Origin of the sequence: Sphingobacterium sp. UBA2610 (assembly GCF_002339225.1) — a bacterium.
In the GTDB taxonomy this organism is placed as follows: domain Bacteria; phylum Bacteroidota; class Bacteroidia; order Sphingobacteriales; family Sphingobacteriaceae; genus Sphingobacterium; species Sphingobacterium multivorum.
The window spans coordinates 246,338-272,062 of the sequence record NZ_DDKA01000013.1; the positions used below are offsets into that span (position 1 = coordinate 246,338).

A 25,725-nucleotide genomic window follows, 5' to 3' on the forward strand; every position below is an offset into this window, starting at 1 on the left:
AAATCGATTATTTTAACAGATCGGGATTATTATTGATTGCCTCCTGTGGATAGCGAATCACATAACGTGGATCGTTCTGCTGCAGGGTTACCGTCCTACCGAAACTACTGTGTGTGATCGCCGGTCTTGTCGTCCGTTTTAGATCATACCAGCGTAATCCCTCTAGCGCCAGTTCACGCTTGCGTTCCAGCAGAACCGCATCTAGCAATTGCTCCTTTGACAAACCTGCGTCGGCCTTCGTTTCTTTGGCATAGGCATCTGCGGTAAATCTGTTTTTCTTTAAAGCAGACAGATATTTTAATGCTTCTGCTGTATTTCCCAGGCGAACATAACATTCGGCCATCGTCAAATAAAGATCAGCATTTCTAAAACTCACGTTAAAACGGTTGTCTCCACCTTTGAGGGATACATAATCGCCCCCACTTTTTTGGAAGTAACGACCTTTTCTCAAATCGCCTGCTAAATAACTGTCTAATAAGGCCGGTGAAATAAAGGAACTTGTACGTACACCAGGAACAGATACTTTTTCCAAAGCCATAATCATCTCTGCGGATTCAAAATCATTCGGAAGTAGGCTTCCAGCAACATTGAGATCAACCAATTTGTCATTTATAGCCAAAGCTTTTTTAGCGGCATCAATTGCTTCCTGCCACTCACCGCGGTATAAATGAACGCGTGAGGCCATTGCAAAAGCAGCGCGTTTGCTAAAGCGATAATTAACACCTTTTGCCTGATCATCGACAGTCAGTAACGCTGTCCCTTTTTCCATGTCAGTTAGGATCTGCATATAAGACTCTCCAATGGTCGCGGGAACAAAACGTTGTTCCAGGTCAATCTTTGTCGATAAAGGAACACCCCGAAGCCCTGCATTACTCGCCGAATAGACCTCACTGTAAAGATTTAACAACTCAAAATGAGCGTAAGACCGCATGAGATAAGCTTCACCCTTGATCTGGTCTACTGTACCATTACTAGCCAACTTGTCATCGATCGTACTGATGATCTGATTCGTATAAAAAATACTTTTATAGAATGCCAAATAAGGATAAGCAATTGTTGCAGGATCGGGGTTTTGATCGTTCCAAAGATAGATATCTTTGGTTCTAGCCGCATCTGTCGAACTTTCATCCAACAATAGTTCATCTGTACGCAAGGACAAATAAGACTTATGCGCAGGAAAACCAGTATAACTACTTGTCATTAACCCTCTAAAATCACTTTCCGAGGCAGGAATGACCGTTCCTACCGGTTGTATATCTAAATATTTATTGCAGGATGCCAATGCACTCGCTGCCATGATCATTCCAAAATAAACTATTTTTTTCATGTTATAAATCAGTTAAAAGAATTAAAAACTTGCTGACAGACCAAAAGCAAAAGATTTGCTGATCGGCTGCGCATAATAGTTTCCATAAGTCTCCGGATCAAAATACCCTTCATAATTTGCTCCGAAAACAAATAGATTACGTCCTTCTACATTCACGCGTAAATTGCTTGCACCAATTTTTTTGCTTAGTGCAGGAGGTAGTGTATATCCCAAACGTACACTATTGATACGGACATAACTCATTTTCTTAGCCCAAATATCATATTGTTTAAACGAATTAATTGGGTCGTTGCTTTCCATCCAGGCATAGGCCATCCAGCGGTCATTTAATTCAGAACTTATACTTCCCAAAGCAGGCATATTACCACCCTTTTGTAGGACATTCAAAAGATCTGTTGTATAATTCTGTCCGCGGTCGACCTTCGCTGGATTATAAGTCGGTGTACGGCTTACCCAACGCTCCAGATTGAAGACAGCTGAAATCGCCAAGTCAAAGTTAGCATAACGGAAACGGTTGGTCATACCACCGATAAGCTTCGGATCTTTACTACCCTTGTATTTAAATTTAGAACGGTATTCTGCAGCTGTCATGTCGGTTTGCGACATATAACCCGGCAAGAAATCAGCCCAAGGATCGTATAAACCATAAAACTCTTCAAAGCTTGAAACCGATCCATCTTGATTTCTAAATTGCATCACACCATCTTTATCCAGTCCAGCCGTTTCCAGCACATATAGACCACTGATTGGGCGCCCTTCCTGTGCCTCTGGTGCATAAGCCTTCGGATCATTCATAACCGTCAATAACTTATTGTCATTATGTGCGATATTAAAGTCCGTTGACCAGGAGAATTTATCTGTTTGAATCTGACGGCTTGATATGGTCAGTTCTACACCTTGGTTTCGTGCTGAGGCCCAATTGACCTGCACATTCTGGAAACCGTTTTCTAAAGGCAATGCACTATAAGCTATTAGGTCGGTACTTTTTCTGTTGTAATAGTCAACCGTAATATTCAATCTATTCTTCCATAGACCTAGATCAACTCCAGCATTATAAGATTGCGTACGCTCCCAACGTAATTTATCATTTGCAGGTATCTCAACCGTAACTGTTCCTTCATTATAACCCGGAATTAAAGTCGAATTTCCATACCTTCCAACGATAAATGGATAGGTATTCCGATCGACATTGCCCTGGATACCGTAGGAAGCACGTAAACGGAGATCCGATAACGCCGTTTTTCCTTTGATGAAGTCCTCCTCAAGTACGTTCCAGGATCCGGACAAAGACCAGATTGGTAAGAAACGATATTGCGGATCTACACCGAACATATTTGAGCCGTCATAACGAATACTACCATTGACGTTGTATTTACGATCAAACGTATAGGTCGCATTTCCATAAAAAGAGGCATATGAGTTCTCGATATATCCCTTACTATACTGAAGGAATTTGGCGTTTGTTTGATCATTACTATTTGGAAAAACAATACTTTGTGTAGTTAAAGTCGCTGGATTGTAGCCAAAACCTTTGGTTGATACGGCTTTATTCGTACTACGGCGCAGCTCTGTTCCTCCCATCAATTCCAGCTCATGTCTGTCGTTCCAAGTTTTGTTATATTTTAGGTAAGTTTTCCAATTATATTGGAAGATACTATTATTGATATTTTCGATCTTACCTCCTGTAGGCAAGAAATATTTATACGTTTTAGTTGCAGAATCGTAATACCGCGTCGAAGCCCGCAACTTGCGCGTATTATAACTTTCCTGATCGGCAAATTTTTCTGTGCTGTTTTCATCAAACTGCAAACCAAATTCGGAGCGTAATGACAATTGTGGAATAATAGTATATTCCAGGTAACCAATCGCTTTCAGTGCCTTATTCGTTAACGTATATTTGGTATTCTCCCTTTCTTCTATAGCATTGAAAGGAATATAGGTATCTTTTTCATAGCCTTCAATATCCGGATCATAATTGTATTTACCAGATTGATCACGTACAGTCAAGTATGGATTAACCAAACGCATATAATTACTAGGATTAGTAAAGGCATCGTCATCCTGGATTGGGTTCTGCCTATTTGAAACGGATCCTAATAGATTGATTCCAGCTTTGAATCTGTCGTTAATATTGAAGTCATTATTTAATGTCAAAGAATAACGACGAAGATCTGCTCCTTTTGTTGCTCCCTTCTCATCGTAAAAACTGCTGGACAAATAATAACGATGCCCGTCATTACCACCAGAAATTGAAGCTGAATACTGCTGATTCAAAGCTTGACGATAAAGTTCTTTTCCCCAATCCGTCTGTTGTGTGCGCAATTGATTGATTGACTGCTGTACTTCAGGTGATAAGGCTGCCAAACCACCCGAACGGTAAGCATCCAATGCATTTGCTTTGTTTAATATCCGCATAACGGCCCCCTTATCCGCACGATAATTTAAATCGGTGCGGTCGGCCATCAAGAGTTCAAAGTCCACTTTTTCATTGGCATCCATCAGGTTGAGTTTACCGAAATCCGGACGTTGCGTCACAAAAGTATTTGCTGATACCTGCAGTTTTGCAGGTCCAGATTTCCCCCTTTTTGTGGTAATCACAATGACTCCATTTGCCGCCCTCGCGCCATAGATGGAAGTCGCCGCTGCATCCTTTAATACCGTAATATCGGCGATATCGTCAGGATTGATACCCGCAATCGGAAGATTACTCAAGCTATTCAAATTGTCTTTGTCAATTCGTTTGGGCAATTCAGCTCCTTCAATCGGTAAGCCATCGATGACCCATAAGGGGTCTTGTGTGCCATTGAGTGATACCGTACCCCGGATACGGATCTGTGGCGCGCTGTTAGGTCCACCATTAAAATTACTCAGCTGCAAGCCTGCGACCTGACCAGCCAACATTTCGTCGATCGATGAAACTCCGGTTTGTTTGATATCAGCGACATTGATTTTATTGTAAGCCGTCGTATTCTTACGTTTTTTGATATCCGTATAACCTGTTACGATCACTTCATCTAAAGATTCACCACTTGGCTGAAGCAAGATTGTCTTATGATCCTGAAATACCGGCACCTGAATACGCTGGTACCCGACATAGCTAATCGTTACATATTTTAAATTACTAGGCACTTTTAAGCGAAATTCACCAGCCGCATCGGTCAATGAACCCAATGCCGACTGCTGCACCTGATTAGGTACACCGATATCTTCTGCTACTGCCGAACTTTCAACGACAACTGTCGCCCCCACGACAGGTTTTAAAGTGACCGCATCCAGAACCTTTCCTTTCAATTCTCTGGATTCCTGCGCATGCGCAACGTGCACACACATGAAGGTCAACGGTATTAAAAACTTATTCATTTTGGTAGATGTTAATATATTAGTTTAATTCTAAGGTATTTGCAATACGCAATAAAAGATCCATGTAATGCGATTTTGTCGTCGCATCACCAGTCCGCTGCTTTTGTTTCAACAACTGGTAAATCTCATATAATTCAGCGCGTTTATAAGTCAGCATATCCGAAGTACGGATCATACCAGTGACATGTACATTCCGCAGTCCAGCTTTTGAAGAGGATGCATGTTGTGGATGTAAACATAGGTCAGGTTGCGTCGCTTCAACCAGCTGCTCGATACCTGCTAGTTTCTTCGCATTTAGTTTCTCCATCGATTTGTTGGTAGAGACCATCAGCACATCCACATAGTTTTGTTGCAGCATCCGTGTTTTAAGATCCAACGATTGTCCGCTGATGGTTTTAGCAAAAACCGTCTGACGTACAGAAGTTAAAAACTCCGGTGCGCTCCATGCTTTCTTACTTCCGAAAAGATTTTCCATCTCAACCATACGCAGCAAACGTTCATCATTGACCAGTTTATACAACATAGCGTATTGAAATTCACGTTGTAAGTTATAAGGAGCGTACTCAAATGGTCCTAACGGAGAATCTTTCAATGGAAAAGTTTTTGCCATCAGCTCCGGAACGAACAACCATTCGGGCATGTAAAAGACATTCTTCTTGAGGTACTCCAAAGCACGTAGTTGTTTGTCTTTTGGTACTGGGCTATAGGCATCTTTTTGATCACCCAAAACAGCATTTTCGAGGTAAATACCACCAATATTATTTAAAACATGATCAGCATATGCATACCATTGTCCAACCACGCCCATATACAACTTACCGGCACGGTAGTAATCATCGCCGACATTGGTTGTCCAATTGATAATATTAGGCATCATGCGACGCAGATTCAGCATACCATATTCGCCAGCCTTCATGGCGTCATCACCAAGATCTTCCGATTGAGCCCGCGGATCAACGATATTTTTAGAGTCCTGCTGTTCACCGTAATGATAAATAGGATCATGTACATGGCTATCAATTTCCTTTCTCAGCAAAGGGATTTCATCCCAAGGCTGTGTTTTGCCATTCCAGCGGTAGGCCCAGCCAATGGCGTACTTGTCGTAAGCACCGATCACGGGAGTAATCTGTTCCACACCATCTTCAGGTTGCGCCACATAATTGAAACGTGCGTAATCCATAATGGAAGGAGCGGTCCCTCCCATTTTAGCGGTGAAGCTTTTGCTACGCAACGAATCAACAGGGAAACTTGCCGAAGAGCCCATATTGTGCATCAATCCAAGCGTGTGTCCAATTTCATGGGACGACACAAAACGAATAGCATGTGCCATTTTCTCATCGGAGAAAACATTAGCACGTACTGATGTATCTACGATACCGGTCTGTATGCGCATCCAACTGTTCAAAATAGTCATGACGTTGTGCCACCAAATCACGTCAGCTTCTAATATCTCCCCTGAGCGTGGATCAACAACAGATGGCCCCATGGCATTAGCTTGAGCAGATGCTGCGTATACAATAGAAGAAACATTAGCGTCGTCTGGATCAAATTTGACACTATCGGGCTGTTGTTTGGCCAGAATTGCATTTTTGAAGCCAGCAGCTTCAAAGGCGACCTGCCAATCATGTACGCCATCAATAATGGCCTGACGCCATTGTTTTGGGGTCGCTGGGTCCAAATAAAAGACAATCGGTTTTTTGGGTTCGACCAGCTCCCCTTTCAGATAGCGCGCTTTGTCTTCGTCACGCGGTTCCAAACGCCAGCGATTGACCAGATTTTTCTTATCCAGTTCTTGTTGTTTATCGTTAAAATACCAACGCGGCGAAGTAAAGAAACCAACCCTTGGATCTGCAAACCGGGCAACCATAGGCGTTTCAGGCAGTTCGTAAAGGTTACTTGTAATTTCCAAAGAAACCGGTACAGATTCATTACCTTCCGTCACCTTGGTAGAAAATACAGACTTCACAACGATATTATTCGCATAGGATTTGATATCTTCAACTGTAGATATACTGGTTTTAGGTGAAGTTCCCAAACCCAAGGAAGTAAACACATCCGTAAAACTCTTTTCTGAACCATCAAATACCTTATTGACTTTGATTACAACAGCACTTGAATCTTTTGAATAACTTTCAATCTTAAAAGATTCAATATAAGAAGGGCGGTAATTATCGTATACCGAAGCGGCTATTGCGTCACCTTTAGGGACTTCCACCTGAGGTTTGATCTCCGAAACCCACACTTCTTTCTTCTCCTTGCGGAGTGTAAACCGGATGACCTTATTTTCATAATTCATTCCTTTGTTTACCCCAGCCTCATTTAAAGCCAATGGAACGGAAGACAGCTTCTGTATCAACAGAATATCCTGTCCCATTTTCTTCAATGGAATTTCAAAATAGTAATTATTTTCCTTACGAATTACCGTAAACATACCAGTATCAACCCGGGCATCTTTAAACAATTTGTCGTACGCAGCTGTCGTATCTTTCTTGGCAATAGAATCTTTAGCAGAAGTAACCGTTTCTTTTTTTCGCAGGCCTACTGTTTGCAATAATGAACAAGATTGCATTAGACCAGCGGAAAATAAAAGACCTATGGCTAACTTAGTGTAAGTGTTTTTCATCAAATAAATATTTTGAGCCCTTGTTTTCAAAGGTGATATCTGAGCTCGTTGCACTCCATGTGTTTTTCAAAAGTGATGACGGATCATCAAGCTATTATCTCGTGTTATCCATAAGCTAATTTTAGCTTACTACAGAACGATTAGAAAGTAATTTTGTCTATTCCAAGCAGGTCAATTCCAAGTCATTTATACTTAAAACTTATGCTATTTGATCGGATAGGATTAGGCTAACCACGAACTAATATTTCTAGATTAGGAGCCAAATTTGTTAAAAATATTATACAGAAAAGTATGCAAAGCGATGAACACGCAGTTTAAAGGTATGAACACGCGCTACTAAAACATGAACACGTAAACCGACCATCTTTTATTCTTCATTTTCAACTGGATGAGAGTGGTAAGTATACCGAAAAAAAGTCCGATTCTATCCCGTACCGGAATCCCGACATCGCATAATAACGATAGATGGATGCTAAATAATTAAGTCCGTACCCCTCACCTTCCAGCTCTGCCCCCTGTCTGGGCTGCCAGTTATTGCGGATTTCCAGCACGTTTTCTTCAACAAGATAGATGATCTGAATCTTCAGCGGATGTTCGATCGAAATACGGGTATGCTTGATCGCATTTTCTACCAGCATCTGCAGGCCCAAACGTGGAATTTTCCGATCCAAACATGTTGCTGGCAGCAGAATTTCCATATCACTTAAGGCCGCTCCGAACCGCACCTGCTGTAAAAAGAAATAGGCTTTGGCCAATTCCAGCTCCTCCCCCAATGATGACCATTCGGCTTCATCTGTGCGGAGCATCTTCCGGTAGACTTTTGTCATCTTGCCAATAAAAGACTTCGCAAGATCATTGTCCTTTCCAATCAGGTATTGAAGCGACCCAAATGTATTGAATAAAAAATGCGGATTGATCTGCTGCCGCAGTTGAACCAACTGCATGCGCGTATATTCATTCTCTTGCTTCAGGGATTGCAGTTTCAGCTGCTGAATCTTGCGACGCTCCACGATATTAAAGTAGATTAACACCATAGCTACCAACATCAAGCCCACACCAAGCAAGATGCTATACGTTAGCAATTCTTGGATTTCCTCTTCAATACTCAGCAACAGGACATACACCTTGATTTCACCACCCACTAAAAGAATGTTACAGGGATACGAATTGACCATAACGTCCAGCTGAAGAAAATCAGATTTCACAATCTGTCCTTGTTTTGCAACTGCTGTACTGGCCCGCTTACCCCACTTTCGATTATCTGGAGAATACACACATAATCCACGGTCGTCGTAAATCTCGAAATAAGCTCGTCTTCCGAAATTGAGTTCCGCGAAATAGGCATTCAATTTTACTACATCCAGATAAATGTGATATAGTCGGTGATTTATTGTCCGTGTGCGTAACAAGGTAAGCATTCGCTGATTGACAGAGTCCGCTTGTCCAACCGGCAAAACGACCAACAGCGAGTCAGCACTTTCTTTTAGATCAAAGGCGGGCTGATTTAAGATCTTTTTTTCCGAAAGGAATAGATCTTGCTGCAACAACTCCAATTGCTTTTTGACAAGCAACATATTCTCATCTGCAAAATCGATCAGTATCCTCTTCTTAAGGAGGTCTACTTTATGATGGATAATACCGAGCAAGCCCCCCCCAATCAACAACAACAAAAACAAACAGGCAGTCAGGATGATACTATTCTTCTGTTCGGCATTTTTAAATCGAAATTTCACGCTGCAAAAATACATGAAATTTTTAAAAGCCTATGCAAAGCACTTCGTAAGAAAGGCTTTAACGCGGCCTCTTGTCAATGAAAAACGACATAATCCAAGCCCTTTTCAAAATAAATGCATCACATAACTGAGATTAATAATAATTTTCTGATTTTTGTAACCACAAAAAATTCCAAAGTGTCAAAAGCAACATTTATAAAAGTTGTGAAACGTATCGCTATCGTTTTTACAAACATCGCCGTACTACTCGTTATCAGCATATTATCTATTCCTTATATATTCGAAAATGAAGTAAACAGCAAGGTCAAATCACTCGTAAACGAGCACATTACAGGTGAATTAAATTATTCCAAAGTAAGATTAACCTTCTTTGATCAATTCCCTTTGCTTACTGCATCGATGGATGATGTCTTACTAAAAGGGGCCGAACCTTTCAAAAACGACACGCTGCTCGCTGCAAAAAAAGTCAGTTTTGGCGTGGACCTTATGAGTCTTCTCAAATCTAAAATTGTAATCGACAAGTTTATCGTGAACAGCGGGAAGATCAATATCCTGGTTGATTCTTTGGGAAATGCCAATTACAATATTTATAAATCTAGCTCCGCTGATGCTACAAAAACACAAGACAATTCCGAAAGCAGTGCTTTAGCCTTCCAACTGATTAAACTTGAAAAAACAAATCTCCATTATGAAGATCGCTCCATTCCGCTACAGATAGAGGCAAAAGATCTGGAATATGAGGGTAAGGGAGATCTGATGTCAAATATCTTTGACTTGAACACACGTGCAAAAATTGCATCCTTTTCATTTTCCTTTGACAATGAATTGTATGTGGACAAAAAGTCGATCGATGCCAATTTGCTAACACGGATCAATACCAATACCTTATCTTTCGTCTTCGAACGAAATGATATTAAAATAAATCAATTACCGGTTCGTTTCCGTGGGTTGTTGTCTTTTATCTCCCATGGTTATCACCTGGATTTCAAATTAAAATCACAGGAAAGCACCTTGGCCGAATTACTTTCATTAGTCCCAAATAGCTACGCTTCTTGGATCAAGGACCTCTCCGTGAAAGGTACATCGGAGGTTTTTTTGTCAATTTAGAAGGAGACTATATTGTCGACAACAACAAAATGCCTAATCTTTCCCTTGGACTCATGGTCAACAATGGCTTTCTCGCGTATAAACAATCCACCAATCCGCTAACAGACTGGAATGCAAAATTACGGATAGACCTGCCGGCACTGAATCCAGACTCACTACAAATTGATCTGAAACAATTTGACTTTAAAGTTGCTTCAGGCTATTTCAATGCACAGGGCAACATTGCGGGTTTACACCCTGTAACCATGCATGCCAACATAAAAAGTGATCTTGATCTCGGTAAACTCAATGAATCCCTACAATTCCCAGACTTTTCATTTGGTGGAAAATGGAATCTTTACGCAAAAATCGACGGAACATACGCCAAAGCTATTCGTAAGGTAGGACTTCAAAAACGCGAACAGGAATACATTGCATCCATTCCTACTTTTGATATCAAAAATACACTCGTAGATGGTAAATTCAAATTGGCGAACCTCCCACAGGGGTTGGACAAAATTGCTTATCGTCTGGAAGCAAAGGATCCCGATGGCCAATTAAAAAGTGCATCAATAGCAATCCATGATATTTCTGTTCAGGCGCTTAACAACTATATAAAGGGTTTTATTTCAATAACAGATTTTAATAAAATTGCGGTCAACTCGGATTTAAAAGCTTCATTTAATTTAGCAGATATCAAAAATTTCTATCCCATTAAACAAGTTGAATTGGCAGGATTAGTGGATGTCAACCTCATGGCAAAAGGTTATGTGGATCTCAAACGAAACATTTTTCCCGAAACCAATACATCCATCGTGATGAAGAATGGCTTGATCAAGTCAAATGATTATCCTATCCCGATGGAAAATATTCAGGTCGAAGCCTTTGTCAATAGCAAAAAAGGCTCACTTCGGATCTGAATGTCAAAATCCTACCGGTATCATTTACATTTGCTGGCGAACCATTTTTCTTGAATGCAGACCTCAAGAACTTCAATAATATCAAGTACAGCATACAATCCAAGGGTAAGCTTAATCTCGGCCCTATTTATAAACTCTTTGCATTAGATGGTACCAATGTCGATGGTTTTATCTATACGGATTTCAGTTTAAAAGGTTTACAGAGCGATGCCACCAATGGTCATTATAACCGACTCCAAAATAGTGGTCAGTTAAGTATTGGAAACATCCAGGTTCAGTCCGACATGCTTCCACAGCCTATTGCAATTAGAAGTGGGAACTTCAGTTTTTATCAGGAGAAAATGAATTTCGATAAATTCTTGGTAGCCTATGCGAAGAATGATATTTCCATCAAAGGATATCTCAACAACATTATTAATTATGCAACAAGTAGTCAAGCACCGTTAAAGGGGCAATTTACACTCAGCAGCAAGAAAATCAATGTGGATGATTTTATGGTTTTTGCTTCTCCGGCCACATCGACGACTGCAAGCTCTTCGGAAAGTGGTGTAGTTCTTCTGCCTAAAAATTTGGACATTCAGGTCTTGGGGCTTGTCAATGCCATAGCATATAATAAAATGAATATCAAAGACTTCAAAGGTGACCTACAGATAAAAGACGGTAAGATGATTCTTCATAAGAAAAACTTTGAACTAGCGGGACTGAAAGTAGATATGAACGGAAGCTATCGTCCTCTAAATCCACGTAGAGCAAGTTTTGATTATGCTGTGAAAGCTGACAGCTTTGATATTCAACGCGCTTACAAAGAGATACCGCTATTCAGAGAAATGGTTAGCTCTGCCAAAAATGCTTATGGCCTGGTTTCATTGGATTATAAATTGGGTGGTTTATTGAATGGCAATATGCAACCAGTAATGCCCTCCATCGTCGGCGATGGATCCCTAACACTGAATCAAATTAAATTCAGAGGCTTCAAGTTACTTAATGGAATTAGTCAATCTACTTCCAAGGAAAAATTGAAAGATGGCGAAGTGAAAAAAGTTGTTATTAAATCCCATATCAAAAATAATGTGATGACCATCGAACGCACGAAAATGAAAATGATGGGATTCAGGCCTCGTTTTGAAGGTCAAGTGACCTTAGATGGGCGGATGAACCTGGGTTTTCGACTGGGCTTACCTCCTTTTGGAATCTTTGGGATACCTATGCGAATTACGGGCACTCCAGATAACTTTCACTTAAAAATGGGAAAATACAAAGAAGAAGATCTCGACATGGAAATGGATGACGAGGACAACAAAGTATATAAAGAATCTCAAAAGACGCAAGAATCACAGGCTAAATAAACTCGCAATAAGTTCTAGTAAAGTCTGTCAACACAATAGTGCTGCAGTAAAAACGTTGTTTAATATAACAGAAAGATTTGTTAACTTAAACAACGTTTTTAATTTTTGAAAACCATGAGATATATACTAATTATACCCATTGCAATGCTATCCATTTGCAGTTGGTCCAGTTTCCAGACCGTTAACGACCAGAAAAATCCCTTATATGGGAAAGTATTCCGTGAGATCAATGAAATTGCTGAATTAAAATCTTATACATATACAACTGGTGCACTTATTGAAACCGACAAGAATACCCAAGGAGACTTTCGCTTTGCTGCCGGCTATTTTACAAATGCCAAAAATGGTGTTTGTATTTTAGAGGAATTGTTACCCGATGATAGCAAAGGTAAAGTCAAATATAAGATTTTGGATACCATCAATATTCAAAAACTGAAGTCCAACGAGCAACTCAGCTTATGCAACTGCAAGCAAGGTGACAAACCAGACAGCGAAATTATAGCCATTAGCCGGGTCGATGAAAGCAAAGAATATTTCGACAAAATCGTCAAGGCATGGCGAATGGATACCAAAAGCCAAAAAATTATTCCTTTAAAAGACACAAAGGGTATCAGCTGCCTCAATGAAGGCTATGGCATCTAGCGGCGACAGGATTTTTTAAATCAATCCGTCAGCCTTCAACTTGTCAAACACATGCAAAACGCCAATGACCTGGATAGGTTCTTTCTGGTACTCTTGGTGTGAAAAATAACGAACGGCGCCAATCTCATTACTGGGTTCGATCTGCTCTGTTAATGGGTACAGAAAACAATCCTGTTCCATGATAACCTCTGGCACAAGCCCGTACGCCGGAGCTGTTACATGGCAATAATACGAGATTTTATCCGGATCCAGATTGATATTCAACTCCTCCAAAATCTCGCGACGTAGGGACTGCAGGGCTTCCTCCCCTGCATCAATCTTCCCACCTGGCAGATACCATGCCTTTCTATTGTTGCTATACGCCAATAATAATTTATCTTCCTTAATACTCACTAAACCCGCTGTAGGCAAATATTTTTTTGTTGTCTTGAAATCCATTATACGCTATTACTGATTAAATACGCTAGATGTGAAATTACTTCTTTTACAACATTTATCAAAGCGCAACAGCTCATCTGGAGAATCCTTCGTTAAAACTTCGCAAAAAATCAATACAGCGGGTCCAATCAATATACCGAAACATCATCGGCTAGTTTCTCTTTATGCACAAGCTTCCGTAGACTCTTCAAAAATGTCTCCGCGTGATTCATGGTGAAACAGAGCGGCGGTAATAGGCGGAGGGTATAGCGTCCTGCATATCCTGTAAAAATCTTTTCAGAAAACAAAAGTTCTTCCCGTAGGTGTTGAATATCGTTTTCAAACTCTACGCCAATCATCAATCCTTGCCCCCTCACTTCACTTACGCCATGAATTTTTCTTAATTCTCTCAACAGAAATTCACCTACAGCTGCGGCATTATCAATCAATTGCTCTTTTTGGATGACATCAAGTACAGCCAGTGCCGCCGCGCAAACCACATGACTACCGCCAAAAGTAGTGCCCAATTGCCCCGTGACCGGCTTTATTTTAGGCGAAATAATTGTCGTCCCCATCGGGAGGCCATTTGCAATCCCTTTGGCCACCGTAATTAAATCGGCTTCTATCCCAGCATGCTGATGTGCAAAGAAACGTCCCGTGCGCCCATACCCGCATTGAATTTCATCCAAAATAAGCATAGTCCCAGTTTTCGTGCAGATTGCTCTTACTTCCTGTAAGAAACTAGGACTTGCCCGATGAATCCCCCCGACACCTTGAATAGGTTCAATGATTACAGCGCAGTATTCTTCGGTTTCCAATTGTTTTTTCAAACTGGAGATCTCGTTAAAGGGTGTAAAGACAAATTGTTCACTGTCATTTAATGGTGCACGAATCGACCGGATATCCGTTGCCGAAACCGCGGCTGAGGTTCTCCCATGAAACGCATTTGACATCGCCAATACTTTCCTCCTTCCCGTATGGAACGAAGCTAACTTCAGTGCATTTTCATTTGCTTCGGCCCCCGAATTACTGTAAAAAACAGCATATGTAGGATAACCACAGGCACTGCCCAAGCGCTCGGCCAAACGATCCTGAAGATCGTTTGTAACTGCATTTGAATAAAATCCGATCTTATTCATCTGTTGTATAGTTTCTTCAACAACATGCGGATGGCTATGCCCAACAGAAATAACGGCATGACCACCATATAGATCTAAATAGGCCTGCTGCTGTTTATCATAAACAAAGCAACCAAGGGCTCGTTCGATCGCAATATCAACTTTCTCAAAAACGGGAAATGGTTTCATGAATGACTTCGATTAGTAAAACTCAAAAATCAACTTAAATCTCCTTTCATTCCTAGTCCAAGATGGTTATTTATTCCTAGTCCAGCCGTCACGTACAATAAACAAAATAACTCATCTTAAATAGAATAGCGCAGCACTGATCATGCATCATCTATCCGATGTATTTTAATCCTGCAGAACAATTGTATATTTGAACAATTACCCGATACAATAGCCTCATGCTTAGACCTTGGAATTTAACGATAGATATTGACAGATCCTCTTCAAAAGCGATTTACATCCAAATAGCGGATAACATTGCTGCTGATATACAATCTGGTCGATTGGCGAAAGGAACGGCCTTACCCAGTAGCAGATCTCTTGCAGCCCAACTAAAATTAAACCGAAACACGGTAATTGATGCCATACAGTTGCTGTTGAGCGAAGGCTGGCTGGTTAGTCAGACACGTAGAGGTATATTTGTAGCGGCTCAATTACCTTATGGCTCTAACCTATATATTGCACAAAAGATCGAATTATCTGATCATCAAGCCCCCACACGTATTATATTCGATGATGGTAATCCAGACAGCAAGATTGCCCCGATAGAACAGCTCGGACGGGCCTATCGTCAAATTTTTAAACGCAGCGCACGTTGGAAAATGATGGGCTATGCCGATCCCCGAGGACATCTTGATTTTCGGGAAGAAATCGCCAATATGCTCAACATCGAGCGCAACATGCACATTGATAAAAATAACCTATGCATCAGTCGTGGAAGTCAAATGGCCATGTACCTGGTCGCCCAATGCCTATTACGGCACGATGATTATATCTTTGTGGAGTCCCCTGGATACCATTCAGCCTGGAAAATCTTTGAAAAAGCTGGTGCGCGATTGATTCCTATCCCTGTCGATACCGATGGTCTTATCGTTGATGAACTTCTCCCACATTTATTGAAAAAAAGCAATATTAGGGCACTATATCTTACTCCACATCGACAATATCCAACCACTGTGACCTTAAGCAAAGAACGGAGATCACAATTAATAGCATTATCCAACCAACATAACTTCACGATCATTGAGGATGATTACGATTACGAATTTCATTTTGAACAAGCGCCCTATTACCCACTCGCTTCACAGCAGGAACTGATCAATACTGTTTACATTGGTACACTCAGCAAAGTTGTTGCACCAGCACTCCGTATCGGTTATCTGGCGACAAGAAACGAGCAGCTACTCCAGCAGGTTACCGAACTTCGCTACATCATCGATATACAAGGTGACAATATTATGGAGCAAGCTGTCCTGGAACTCATTCAGGATGGAACAATTCGTAGACATATCCGAAAAGCAACGCTGCTTTACAAAAAGAAACGTGATTTCATGATCGCCCAAGTAGACAAATATCTGCAGGATCATGTGAGCTATACTTCTCCACAAGGAGGATTGGCGGTTTGGCTATCATTTAAACATCAGATCGACTGGGCATTTTTATCCCAAAAATTAAGGGAAAGATCAGTCCATATACCGCATCCCGAAAACTACAGCAGAGAAAATATTTTTGGTGGAATACGACTTGGTTATGGATCCTTATCTGAGGAATTGATCGAGGAAGGAATCATCATTTTAGCTGAACTTTTGGAACAGGCGAAACGCTCCTTCCGATGATTTGAAACACAAAAAGCAACTAGACTATTTTGCGAATTGGACGAACATAGTTAGATTAATATTTCGTAAAAACAGGCGCATTCAATATTTAATTCCGCATCATAAAGACCGATTAAAAGATTAGTATAGACAATATGTAAAAAACAGTTAAAAGTGTTGGCAAAACGTAATTTTTTGCCATAAATCATTTTTTTCGCTTATTAATCGCATAAATTAACCGTAGTTTTACGGCGCAAAAAACACACGAGTCATTCCTAATAGGATAGCTATAATAAGAGAGAGAATAGAGTACATTAATTTATGACTGAGAGAATACCCAGCAGGCCGTATGCAGCAATTACTGGTGTTGGCGGATATATTCCACCGAATAAGAGATCAAATACAGATTTGGAGCAGTTTTGCGATACATCCGATGAATGGATTATCAAACGTACAGGTATTAAGGAGCGGAGAATTTTAGAAGAAAATCTTGCCACATCAGACATGGCTGTAAAAGCTATACAAGATTTGGCAACACAATATCATAAAAATCTGAACGATGTAGATGCGCTAATTGTAGCGACTTCTACACCCGATATGCCAATGCCGGCAACAGCAAATATCATTTTAGAAAAATTAGGTCTTACCAATGTTTGGGCTTTTGATGTCAACGCTGCTTGCTCTGGGTTTTTATATGCCTTAGACATGGCTTCAGCTCTCGTTGAGACAGGCCGTTATAAAAATGTACTCGTAGTCGGTGCTGACAACATCAGTACTTATGTCGATTTAAAAGATCGTTCGACCAATATTCTTTTTGGTGATGGCGCTGGTGTGATATGGCTTGAGCCATCTTTGGAAGGTGGAATTATGGATGCCTATCTATGTAGCAATGGCGCGGGAAAAGAATTCTTAAAAATCGAAGCCGGCGGTTCTTTGTATCCAATCGACAGGAATCTTCCTGTCAACGACAACAGATTCCTGAAACAAGATGGCAAAACTGTATTTAGACATGCTGTTCAGTCTATGAGCGACGCCTGTAATACGGTTTTACAACGCAACAACCTACAGATTGAAGATATCAACTGGTTAATTCCACATCAGGCTAATCAGCGCATCATTGATGCCGTTGGGCGTAGTCTGAATATACCAGAAGACAGAGCATTAAGTAATATCGAATACCTAGGAAATACCATTGCTGCCACGATCCCGTTGTGTATCTGGCAGAATATTAAAAAATTAAATACCGGTGATTTAGTCATGTTAACCGCCTTTGGTGCAGGTTTCTCTTGGGGAGCCAGCATATTTAAATGGATGATTTAAGCGATCAAAAACTTTAGTCGTCATAAAATTCACACTAGTATAAAACGCCAGGAATAAACCTTTTCTGGCGTTTTTCTTTCTTTCCATCTACCAAAACCAGATTCGCCATCCCCCAATAAGAATTGATCTATCTTCCTTTTATAGGCAGAGTAGCGGAGAAAGGAATACGCTAGCGGGGAAAGCACTAAGCTAGCGATAACCCGAAGGGCAAAACATGAAAATACATTGTAGACAAGGCTTACATAACAAGTTATTTTTATATTCAATAATAGGGAGTTTATAGGGACCTTATTCGGACCTTATAGGGACCTCATTCGGATGAACGCGGCTAAAGTCCGATTTATCTCCCAATAATCTACCAATAAAATCAGGATTATTTCATAAACAGTACGCCACTTATCCACTCTTTTTATAGCACAAAAAAAAGGGGCTTTGCGATGCAAAGCCCCCTTTAAAAATCCAATATAAAATCTCGTTTTTAATAATTTAATGACAAGCCCACACCAAAGCCCATATCGCTATCATAATGTGTTCTAAAAGCCATATTTTTGGTGATGACATAATTTAGTCCAGCCATATATTCAAGGTCTGAGTTGACCATAAAATCGCCACGGATCCTTCTAGCGATCGGGATATCCTCACGCATAAGCTGCAATCGCACAATTCCATCGTGATACACCTCTGCCTGAAAATTGACCAACATGGGTAAAGTATACATAAAACCCAGACTTAAAGCTTTGCGACTATCTTTTTTATTGGCCTGTCCAAAAATATTTTTCTCATGTTCATCCTCACCCATTCGACGATAACGATAATCAAAACCGACAAATGGCATAAACCATTGCATCTTCCCAAAGTATCTACCCAAGTGGGTTTCCACTTCATAACCGTGCATATCATTATACCCCAAACGCCATTCTGAACCAAGCTGCCAGCGTGCATTCTGAAACATTGCCTGACCGTCATTTCCATTGGTAGCGAAATCATTTTGCGCCATGAAATGAGTCATATTACTTTCCATCTGCAACTCCTTATAGGCTTTAGCTTTATCTGGAAGATAGGGATTTTTATAATCGTCCACAGCAAAAACGCGGTTCATCCCCGCCATCATATGATACAGGATATGGCAATGAAAAAACCAGTCTCCTTCTTCATTCGCTAAGAATTCGATCGTATCCGTCTCCATGGGCATGATATCCACCACATTTTTCAACGGCGCTTTTGATCCTTTTCCATTTAACAATCTAAAGTCAAAGCCATGCAGATGTATTGGATGACGCATCATTGAGTTATTATAGATGGTAATGCGCAATACCTCGCCCTTTTTTACAGGTATCTTATCCGTTTCAGAAAGAATTTTATTGTCCATGCTCCATACATAACGGCTCATATTTCCCGTCAGGGTAAATTTGAGATCTCGTATCGGCGCTTCTTTAGGTAGTTCAGTCGCCTGGGGAGACTCCAGCATCGCATAGTTGAGCGTGACAATATCGCCCAATGCATTGGCATTATAACGATTGGGATCTTCGTCCATGTTCATTTGTCCATGATTCATACCGCTATGTTTACTGTGATCTTCTTTTTTCTTTCCATCACCTGTAATTTCGGGATACATTACCACATTCATATCCATCTGGTTCAGGCTCATCTTCATGCCCATATCATTGAGATCACCATTCATCTTCATCATATCGTTCATCATCTTCATGCCCTCAAAATATTTAAGGCGGGGAAGCGGGGAAATCAATTGTTTAATACCATTTCCGACAAAATAACTGGCAGATTGTGTTCGATCTTCTGTTGTTGCCATGAATTCGTAAGCTGTACCTTCATTTGGTATGGTTACAACGACATCATAAGTCTCCGATACCGCAATCATTAATCGATCGACCTCCACCGGAACCACATCATTCCCATCATTGGCAACAACGGTAATTTTGCCACCTGCATAGCGCAGCCAAAAATAAGACGAAGCACCGCCATTGGAAATTCGTAAACGCACTTTATCTCCTGCTTTCAGAGCTTTACCATTCACCGACTTTAAATCTGTGGAATGAGCCCCGTTCATCAACACCTTATCATAATAGACATCACTGACATCCATCGCCAGCTGACGTTTCCATTCATTCGTGACTTTCGTCTTAAACTTCCCTTCTTTAATTGCTTCGACGTACGATTGTGTAGACCCTTTTTTTATCGCGGCCCAATCGTTGGCCGTGTGTAGCATTCGCTGAATGTTATCGGGGTTATAATTTGTCCATTCACTTAATATGACCGGAATCGTGGGTAAATCATCAATTCCTTTTCGGAAAGTCTTATCATCTGCACGCTTGTTGAGAATAAGGCTACCATACATACCGATCTGTTCCTGGAGGCCCGAATGCGAGTGATACCAATGTGTACCGTGTTGAATTATCGGAAAACGATAGGTATAAGTCGAATTCGGCTTTATAGGTTCCTGCGTCAGGTGTGGCACACCGTCTTCTTTGTTCGGCAGAAAAATACCGTGCCAGTGCAGCGAAGTACTTTCCTTTAACTCATTGTGAACAACAATTTCCGCCGTATCCCCTTCAGTAAAAGTCAGGGTCGGCATTGGAATCTGTCCGTTTACAGCTATTGCCCGTTTTGATTTGCCGGCATAATTGACAATGGTATCCCGTACATAAAGGTCATGACGAACCACCTTCTGGGCCAGCACTGTCAGTTGTGTCATCAATAGTAAGACAACCGTTAATATATTACTCTTTTTATACATGTTCATTCATTTAATTCATTAGTATTCCATTTCCCATCGGTCCTACGCCATATTGGTAGACCAATCTAGCACCATGATGCCCCGTGATAAATAGTGTCACCGATAAACTGATCAACAAAATCAATATCAAATAGTTTATCCAAGCACTTGTATCTTTTCGCAATCCAAGAAAATTCAGGACTGTAGTGCTACTTGCAATCCAAAAGTTGATCCAGGCAAAACGTTGATGGATCTCAAAAACCGCGAGGGCCTTTTCATCTGCATCGCCTGAAATATGGGTTGCGGTCTGAATTGCAGCAAGAGCTCCAAGTGTTCCCAGTAATAACAATCCGAAAGTCAGCACAGTGAAAGGACGTCGATGTTTTTTTAACAATAAGGCACCTATATGACTAATCAAGGCCATCAGCAAGAGCACAATCGGAAAATGTACCAATAGCGGGTGTAAGCTGGGCAGTCCTTCGAATAAGCTTTTCATTGTATTAATGTATTGTTTCTACGATAGATCCACAGGTGGCCATTGATTGACCTAAATAAGGATTTTCAATTTTCTTTTGTGTACTCAACCAATTGGCTCCTTTTCCATCACGATACATCGGACAATGCTGATAATAGACTGGAGCTTCAGGTTTGACAGATTTCATCAACACATACATATTTTTGGAAAGGGTCACAAAGTGCTCTCGCTGATGTTCATTTTCCGTAATCCCAGCAATATGCTCTGCGTCGAAAGCCAATTTCCGTTGGTATTCCTTCCAAAGTTTTCCTTGAACAGCATCTAATTGCTCGTTATTAAGTTTTGCAATGGCAGCCTGTATTCCTTTCGCTGCTGTCTGTGCAGCCGCGCCATTATCCTTAACCAATGCATCTTTCAGCGCGAAATAGGCGCTGTATAAGCCTGCAAAGGATTGCTAGCTGCTGTTACATCAACTTTCCCCGCCGATGGTTCTATTTTTGCAGCTGTATTATTTACTCTGGCAGCCTCTTTAGTCAAAGCGCTATCGCCTTTGCTTTTGTCGACATTCGTCGTTGCGGTATCCGCAGCAACAGGGACCGTATGATCTGCATGTGTATTTTTCGATGTTGAATTGTTGCATGCAACGAATATCAATGCGATCGCCACAATTAGCATAAACTTTTTCATAATTACGTGTATTTATAGGTTTAGATTTTTAATATAATTTCGATAGTTTGTTTCGTTTTCAAAATAGGAAACTTCCCCTTGATCGCCGGTAATTGCAATGGAAGCCGTCGCCTTATCCACTTCTTTTTTTGAAAAAGGATCGATGGCTACACGTACCGCAGCTTCTTGCGGTATGCGCTTTTTACACATTTCACAGCAACCATAATAATCCTTACCCTCGTGCCTGACCAGCAATTGTTTTTTCCCCATAAAAGCATCATTCACCATGCAAACTTGTGCTGTAGGGACGAGATCACCCAATTTATATTGAACTGACGGTACAGGCAAACTGATCGCCGGATCAGTCGAAGCTATTTGATCTTCAGCTTTGGTATTTGTTTGTGAACCGCTACAGGCCGTTAAAGACAATACAACAACCGATAGGATCGCTAGGAAATAATTCATAACACAGGCGATTAGTTTAACGTTTCTACTGTACTTCCACAACTAATCATTTGCGCTCCAAAGAATGGGTTTTTCACGGCATTCTCCTTACTTAGCCAATGCGCTCCCTTGCCTTCACTAAACATAGGGCAATGCTGATAATAAATAGGTCCGTCCAATTTACTCACCTTCAGCAGCTCATACAACGCATTTGAAAGAGATGCAAAAGCCACACGTTGCTTAGCAATATCTTTATTTTTAGTTATACCTGTCGCATCGCTTGCCAGCTTATTCATCACCTTCATCCATACGGTATGTTCATCGTGGCCAAGTTTATTCATATCGACAGCTTTGACTGCTGCTTGAAATGCCTCGGCATGAGCCGCTGCCGCCACCGCATCTGTCTTCACCAATGCATCCTTTAGCGCAAAGTAAGAACTTGCCAACAGTGCAAATGCGGTCTTTTCATCCGCTGCTTTTGAGTTCACCGAAGGCTGAATTGTTGTTTGTACGCCCTGACGATGATTCGTATGATCGACCTGCTGTTCAGTATCATTTTTTAATGCTGGTTTTAGGACTCGTTCATATTGTTCAGCTTTTGCCAATTGGACATAAGCATCATCTGGAGCCAGAAATTTTTCATTGTCGAACCCTGCCAATGCAATGCGCTTAAGAACCTCATCCGCGCTTGTTTTTGACGAGTCGTAGGTAACAACCGCCAGTTTGGTTGCCTGATTCCAGTCAACTTTCGCAAATTGTCCGTCCCGACCTTCTTTTTCAATGATCGTTTTAACAGCCGGTGTATTTCCAAAAATCTTTACAGTCGCTGTCTTTGCATTTTTAATTTGTGCATGTGTATGTTGGGTGGATAGTAATACAGGGATTACCAAACCAAGTAATGACATTAATCTCATGATTATCATATGTAGTATATAAAAGAATACCGACGAAAAACCCTTCTACAGCGATTTACTGTATTTGCGTATTGAATCCGATAGATCCAAAGGGATTTTCATAAGCTAAAATAAAACGGGGCTTTGGATAGAGAAACCGATCCAAAAAGACATAGCATGGGCTATCAGTCTAACACTAGGCGATCTGAGGAGGCTGCCAAATGGAAAAATAGGCATCAGCGCAATAAGGCTGTTTATAGCGCGCATAAGCGCTTGATGCATCAGCATATAAGGGTAAAATAAGCTGAGCTTCGATCACTGAAACAATAGGATTACATTGCAGAGAAGAGGTACGGCATGATTTTTCGCCACAATGTTTACCACAGTCATCCGCATGATGATCTGATTTTGGTGATTCAGCTCTTTCATCTTTACAACAATCTGCTGTTTCGACGTCCTTTACCTGTTGTCTTTCATCAAGGCAACATGATTTTTCTTCCTGTTTTGGCTTTTCGGACGGTTCGTGGCAGGCAAATAACCTATACGGTGCTAAGAAAAGCCCCAGCATACAGATTATAAATACGATATTACGTTTTGCCCACATAACGGATTAATTTGAAAAGTAGAGATGTGCTACTTTGGAGATAAATTTCGGTAGAATTTTCGAATGTACAATTGTAATATTTTTTATTTTATTTATAATATTTTGATTTGCTGTATTTCCGATTCTCGGCCTGGCCGCATAAAAACTACTTTTCGAGTCCTTTGATCCAGTTCAGTATCAACAGGCAACCAGGCGCATACACTCCCCCATGATCAAACCCCTGTAGCTGATACAACGAGGTTCTGGTATGCCCTACCTGTTTTAAGACCGCTGCCAAATGGGCGTTTTCTTCAAACCGTGCCGCCATTTCCAATTGTTGATCCCCAGTGATCAGGAGAATTGGCGGTGCATCTTTCCGTGCGAACGAAAGCGGTGCAAAATGATCAATCTGGGGGATCACCATGGATTGCCCACGTTCCTTTTTAATCGTGTAATGCGTATTTGTTTGCCCACTAATCGGTGCCAGCCCTTTTATATTATTTGCATCAACACCAAATTTTTGCAGGTAATGCTTATCCAAACCAACCATTAAAGCCAAATATCCGCCTGCTGAATGTCCCGACACATAAATTTTTGAGGGATCTCCGCCATAGTTTGCAATATGTGAAAATGTCCATGCAACAGCCTCAGCAGCATCTTCGATATAGCTCGGCGCTTTCGCTCTGGGGCTTAGCCGATAATTGACTGCTATAACCGCTACACCTTTTTCTTTAAGTTCAAGTGGAATAAATTTATTTCCCTCCTCTAGTCCGCCGCCATGAAACCATACGATGGTAGCAAAATTTTTACGATCAGTCGGTATATAAATATCCAATTTACAACGTTCTTTCTTATAAGAATCTGGTTCATCTGGTCTACAATAGGCAACGTCGGTTGTCGTTTTATAGTGCTGCGCAAACATCAAACTCGGTGAAAGCAGAAAAAAGAAGATAACAAGCAATTTGGAAGACATATAAATCGGATTTAAGTATTAAATAGCTTAAAGTTAACAAAACTCCATCAAAACCATTTGGTTGCGTTAAAATAAGTTTCAACTTTACACTTTTTATTATATATTGATAATTATCCGGCAACAGATATAACAAAACACAAATTTTCCTGTTATTAACTTAGAAAACATCATAACATTATATGGAACGGATAAAGATTGAAACCCATATCAACGTACGCGTAGAAACGATCTGGAATGCCTATAACTCGGCCGAGGATATCATGCAATGGAATCATGCTTCAGATGACTGGCACTGTACAAGTTCGATCAATGATTTACGTATTGGCGGAAAGTTCAAAAACCGAATGGAGGCAAAAGATGGATCTATGGGCTTTGATTTTGAAGGCAGCTATACCGCGCTTGAACCCTTTAAAAAAATAGCCTATGTTATGCCTGATGGTCGTCATGTTGAAATCAACTTCAATGCAAAAAAGTCTGCTACGGATATCACGATAATTTTTGATGCAGAAACGGAAAATCCTATTGATATGCAACGTAATGGATGGCAGGCCATACTCGAAAATTTCAGATCCTACGTTGAAAACACCTATGCAACGACACAGCTCGGGCAATCGCATGAATGACGATTGAGCTTAGCTTGTCTTTTCATGCGATCATCTTTTAAATAAAGGATATGCTTAGGATTCTTAAAAGTATAGTTATATTTAGCCACTAATTCGTCTCCCCCTTCTTCATAGAAAGCGGAGAACGATACCAACAAAACGCGATAAAAAGATTACATATGACAATAATTAACAATTATGAAGAGTACAAAGCCTTTGAAGGAAAATCATTAGGCGAATCCCAATGGCATGTTATTGATCAAAAACAAATTAATCAATTTGCGGATGCAACCCTTGACCACCAATGGATTCATTTAGATAGTGAAAAGGCCAAAACTGATAGTCCTTTCAAATCGACTATTGCTCATGGCTATCTGACCTTGTCCCTCATTCCTTATTTATGGAAACAAATTGCTGAAGTAAGAAATGTCAAAATGGAAATCAATTATGGGATTGAAAACTTACGTTTTGCACAACCCGTTTTGGTTGACAATGCTGTACAGCTCCATACACAAGTAAAATCGGTTGTCAATTTGAGAGGGGTTGTCAAAGTTACCATCGAAGCTACATTGAAAATCAAAGACAGTGCAAAACCAGCTTATGTGGGTGATGTCATCTTTTTATATCATTTCAATTAATT

General features: G+C 40.7%; 22 protein-coding genes. 8 read left to right on the plus strand and 14 right to left on the minus strand.

Features of this window, described 5'->3' with window-relative positions:
- Positions 1 to 7 precede the first annotated feature (7 nt).
- The 4 genes from B4Z47_RS09890 to B4Z47_RS09905 all read right to left on the minus strand — a co-directional run bounded on the left by B4Z47_RS09890 (position 8) and on the right by B4Z47_RS09905 (position 9,043).
- Positions 8 to 1,327, minus strand: a complete 1,320-nt coding sequence (locus tag B4Z47_RS09890) for a RagB/SusD family nutrient uptake outer membrane protein (protein WP_070564800.1) — start codon at positions 1,325 to 1,327, stop codon at positions 8 to 10.
- Positions 1,328 to 1,348: 21 nt separating this feature from the next.
- Positions 1,349 to 4,687, minus strand: coding sequence for a SusC/RagA family TonB-linked outer membrane protein (locus B4Z47_RS09895; protein ID WP_070564796.1), 3,339 nt, complete (start codon positions 4,685 to 4,687; stop codon positions 1,349 to 1,351).
- Positions 4,688 to 4,706: 19 nt separating this feature from the next.
- Positions 4,707 to 7,310 carry a zinc-dependent metalloprotease gene (locus tag B4Z47_RS09900; RefSeq protein WP_286727298.1) on the minus strand — a complete coding sequence of 868 codons (2,604 nt, stop codon included), beginning with the start codon at positions 7,308 to 7,310 and terminating at the stop codon, positions 4,707 to 4,709.
- Positions 7,311 to 7,690: 380 nt separating this feature from the next.
- Positions 7,691 to 9,043: a sensor histidine kinase gene (locus tag B4Z47_RS09905; protein WP_175441975.1), complete on the minus strand. Its 1,353-nt coding sequence runs from the start codon at positions 9,041 to 9,043 to the stop codon at positions 7,691 to 7,693.
- A 177-nt stretch (positions 9,044 to 9,220) separates the two neighbouring features.
- On the opposite strand from B4Z47_RS09905, the gene B4Z47_RS09910 reads away from it, so the two are divergent.
- The 4 genes from B4Z47_RS09910 (at position 9,221) to B4Z47_RS09925 (ending at position 13,037) form a co-directional block, all read left to right on the plus strand.
- Complete coding sequence (locus tag B4Z47_RS09910; RefSeq protein ID WP_175441974.1) at positions 9,221 to 10,150, plus strand: AsmA family protein; 930 nt, start codon at positions 9,221 to 9,223, stop codon at positions 10,148 to 10,150.
- Positions 10,096 to 11,049 (plus strand): hypothetical protein, encoded by a 954-nt coding sequence (locus B4Z47_RS09915; RefSeq protein WP_139144955.1) that lies wholly within the window; start codon positions 10,096 to 10,098, stop codon positions 11,047 to 11,049. Before B4Z47_RS09910 ends, B4Z47_RS09915 begins: the two co-directional genes overlap by 55 nt.
- Before the next feature lie 50 nt (positions 11,050 to 11,099).
- Entirely contained in the window at positions 11,100 to 12,395 is a 1,296-nt protein-coding gene (locus tag B4Z47_RS09920) for an AsmA-like C-terminal region-containing protein (RefSeq protein WP_070564783.1), read from the plus strand.
- A gap of 114 nt (positions 12,396 to 12,509) precedes the next feature.
- Positions 12,510 to 13,037 (plus strand): hypothetical protein, encoded by a 528-nt coding sequence (locus B4Z47_RS09925; RefSeq protein ID WP_139144954.1) that lies wholly within the window; start codon positions 12,510 to 12,512, stop codon positions 13,035 to 13,037.
- A gap of 15 nt (positions 13,038 to 13,052) precedes the next feature.
- Here the strand turns inward: B4Z47_RS09925 and B4Z47_RS09930 are convergent, their stop codons facing one another.
- Together B4Z47_RS09930 and B4Z47_RS09935 are read right to left on the minus strand one after the other, a co-directional pair.
- Positions 13,053 to 13,475 (minus strand): NUDIX hydrolase, encoded by a 423-nt coding sequence (locus B4Z47_RS09930; RefSeq protein WP_070564777.1) that lies wholly within the window; start codon positions 13,473 to 13,475, stop codon positions 13,053 to 13,055.
- 128 nt (positions 13,476 to 13,603) lie between these two features.
- The gene (locus B4Z47_RS09935; RefSeq protein WP_070564774.1) at positions 13,604 to 14,761 is read right to left on the minus strand and encodes an aspartate aminotransferase family protein; all 1,158 of its coding nucleotides are present in this window, start codon (positions 14,759 to 14,761) and stop codon (positions 13,604 to 13,606) included.
- Between the two features lie 218 nt (positions 14,762 to 14,979).
- Between B4Z47_RS09935 and B4Z47_RS09940 the strand changes: the two genes are divergently transcribed.
- Both B4Z47_RS09940 and B4Z47_RS09945 read left to right on the plus strand, forming a co-directional pair.
- The gene (locus tag B4Z47_RS09940) at positions 14,980 to 16,416 is read left to right on the plus strand and encodes a PLP-dependent aminotransferase family protein (RefSeq protein ID WP_070564771.1); all 1,437 of its coding nucleotides are present in this window, start codon (positions 14,980 to 14,982) and stop codon (positions 16,414 to 16,416) included.
- A 300-nt stretch (positions 16,417 to 16,716) separates the two neighbouring features.
- Positions 16,717 to 17,715 (plus strand): beta-ketoacyl-ACP synthase III, encoded by a 999-nt coding sequence (locus B4Z47_RS09945; RefSeq protein ID WP_070564768.1) that lies wholly within the window; start codon positions 16,717 to 16,719, stop codon positions 17,713 to 17,715.
- Between the two features lie 478 nt (positions 17,716 to 18,193).
- Here B4Z47_RS09945 and B4Z47_RS09950 read toward each other — a convergent pair whose 3' ends face one another.
- The 8 genes from B4Z47_RS09950 to B4Z47_RS09985 form a co-directional block, all read right to left on the minus strand.
- The gene (locus B4Z47_RS09950; RefSeq protein ID WP_313418319.1) at positions 18,194 to 20,428 is read right to left on the minus strand and encodes a multicopper oxidase family protein; all 2,235 of its coding nucleotides are present in this window, start codon (positions 20,426 to 20,428) and stop codon (positions 18,194 to 18,196) included.
- A 52-nt stretch (positions 20,429 to 20,480) separates the two neighbouring features.
- Positions 20,481 to 20,945, minus strand: a complete 465-nt coding sequence (locus tag B4Z47_RS09955) for a DUF2231 domain-containing protein (protein ID WP_070564762.1) — start codon at positions 20,943 to 20,945, stop codon at positions 20,481 to 20,483.
- A 4-nt stretch (positions 20,946 to 20,949) separates the two neighbouring features.
- Positions 20,950 to 21,330, minus strand: coding sequence for a DUF3347 domain-containing protein (locus B4Z47_RS09960; protein WP_159332752.1), 381 nt, complete (start codon positions 21,328 to 21,330; stop codon positions 20,950 to 20,952).
- Between the two features lie 8 nt (positions 21,331 to 21,338).
- Entirely contained in the window at positions 21,339 to 21,611 is a 273-nt protein-coding gene (locus tag B4Z47_RS09965; RefSeq protein WP_070564756.1) for a hypothetical protein, read from the minus strand.
- Positions 21,612 to 21,623: 12 nt separating this feature from the next.
- On the minus strand, positions 21,624 to 22,055 hold the full coding sequence (locus tag B4Z47_RS09970; RefSeq protein WP_070564753.1) for a hypothetical protein: 432 nt from the start codon (positions 22,053 to 22,055) through the stop codon (positions 21,624 to 21,626).
- An 11-nt stretch (positions 22,056 to 22,066) separates the two neighbouring features.
- Complete coding sequence (locus tag B4Z47_RS09975) at positions 22,067 to 22,948, minus strand: DUF3347 domain-containing protein (RefSeq protein ID WP_115049647.1); 882 nt, start codon at positions 22,946 to 22,948, stop codon at positions 22,067 to 22,069.
- 175 nt (positions 22,949 to 23,123) lie between these two features.
- On the minus strand, positions 23,124 to 23,531 hold the full coding sequence (locus tag B4Z47_RS09980) for a hypothetical protein (RefSeq protein WP_070564747.1): 408 nt from the start codon (positions 23,529 to 23,531) through the stop codon (positions 23,124 to 23,126).
- A gap of 145 nt (positions 23,532 to 23,676) precedes the next feature.
- Positions 23,677 to 24,483 carry an alpha/beta hydrolase gene (locus tag B4Z47_RS09985; RefSeq protein ID WP_046673912.1) on the minus strand — a complete coding sequence of 269 codons (807 nt, stop codon included), beginning with the start codon at positions 24,481 to 24,483 and terminating at the stop codon, positions 23,677 to 23,679.
- A 179-nt stretch (positions 24,484 to 24,662) separates the two neighbouring features.
- On the opposite strand from B4Z47_RS09985, the gene B4Z47_RS09990 reads away from it, so the two are divergent.
- A complete protein-coding gene (locus B4Z47_RS09990) occupies positions 24,663 to 25,106 on the plus strand; it encodes an SRPBCC domain-containing protein (RefSeq protein WP_070564744.1) in 444 nt (147 codons plus the stop codon).
- A 158-nt stretch (positions 25,107 to 25,264) separates the two neighbouring features.
- Positions 25,265 to 25,723: a MaoC family dehydratase gene (locus B4Z47_RS09995; RefSeq protein WP_046673910.1), complete on the plus strand. Its 459-nt coding sequence runs from the start codon at positions 25,265 to 25,267 to the stop codon at positions 25,721 to 25,723.
- Positions 25,724 to 25,725 lie beyond the last annotated feature (2 nt).

What these genes read in the sequence shown, in the direction of transcription:
- B4Z47_RS09895 (WP_070564796.1), bottom strand. Translation starts at nt 4,687, where the DNA reads ATGAATAAGTTTTTAATACCGTTGACCTTCATGTGTGTGCACGTTGCG.
- B4Z47_RS09990 (WP_070564744.1), top strand. Translation starts at nt 24,663, where the DNA reads ATGGAACGGATAAAGATTGAAACCCATATCAACGTACGCGTAGAAACG.
- B4Z47_RS09970 (WP_070564753.1), bottom strand. Translation starts at nt 22,055, where the DNA reads ATGAATTATTTCCTAGCGATCCTATCGGTTGTTGTATTGTCTTTAACG.
- B4Z47_RS09965 (WP_070564756.1), bottom strand. Translation starts at nt 21,611, where the DNA reads ATGAAAAAGTTTATGCTAATTGTGGCGATCGCATTGATATTCGTTGCA.
- B4Z47_RS09890 (WP_070564800.1), bottom strand. Translation starts at nt 1,327, where the DNA reads ATGAAAAAAATAGTTTATTTTGGAATGATCATGGCAGCGAGTGCATTG.
- B4Z47_RS09985 (WP_046673912.1), bottom strand. Translation starts at nt 24,483, where the DNA reads ATGTCTTCCAAATTGCTTGTTATCTTCTTTTTTCTGCTTTCACCGAGT.
- B4Z47_RS09975 (WP_115049647.1), bottom strand. Translation starts at nt 22,948, where the DNA reads ATGAGATTAATGTCATTACTTGGTTTGGTAATCCCTGTATTACTATCC.
- B4Z47_RS09955 (WP_070564762.1), bottom strand. Translation starts at nt 20,945, where the DNA reads ATGAAAAGCTTATTCGAAGGACTGCCCAGCTTACACCCGCTATTGGTA.
- B4Z47_RS09935 (WP_070564774.1), bottom strand. Translation starts at nt 14,761, where the DNA reads ATGAAACCATTTCCCGTTTTTGAGAAAGTTGATATTGCGATCGAACGA.
- B4Z47_RS09925 (WP_139144954.1), top strand. Translation starts at nt 12,510, where the DNA reads ATGAGATATATACTAATTATACCCATTGCAATGCTATCCATTTGCAGT.
- B4Z47_RS09995 (WP_046673910.1), top strand. Translation starts at nt 25,265, where the DNA reads ATGACAATAATTAACAATTATGAAGAGTACAAAGCCTTTGAAGGAAAA.
- B4Z47_RS09950 (WP_313418319.1), bottom strand. Translation starts at nt 20,428, where the DNA reads ATGACACAACTGACAGTGCTGGCCCAGAAGGTGGTTCGTCATGACCTT.
- B4Z47_RS09930 (WP_070564777.1), bottom strand. Translation starts at nt 13,475, where the DNA reads ATGGATTTCAAGACAACAAAAAAATATTTGCCTACAGCGGGTTTAGTG.
- B4Z47_RS09900 (WP_286727298.1), bottom strand. Translation starts at nt 7,310, where the DNA reads ATGAAAAACACTTACACTAAGTTAGCCATAGGTCTTTTATTTTCCGCT.
- B4Z47_RS09945 (WP_070564768.1), top strand. Translation starts at nt 16,717, where the DNA reads ATGACTGAGAGAATACCCAGCAGGCCGTATGCAGCAATTACTGGTGTT.
- B4Z47_RS09940 (WP_070564771.1), top strand. Translation starts at nt 14,980, where the DNA reads ATGCTTAGACCTTGGAATTTAACGATAGATATTGACAGATCCTCTTCA.
- B4Z47_RS09980 (WP_070564747.1), bottom strand. Translation starts at nt 23,531, where the DNA reads ATGTGGGCAAAACGTAATATCGTATTTATAATCTGTATGCTGGGGCTT.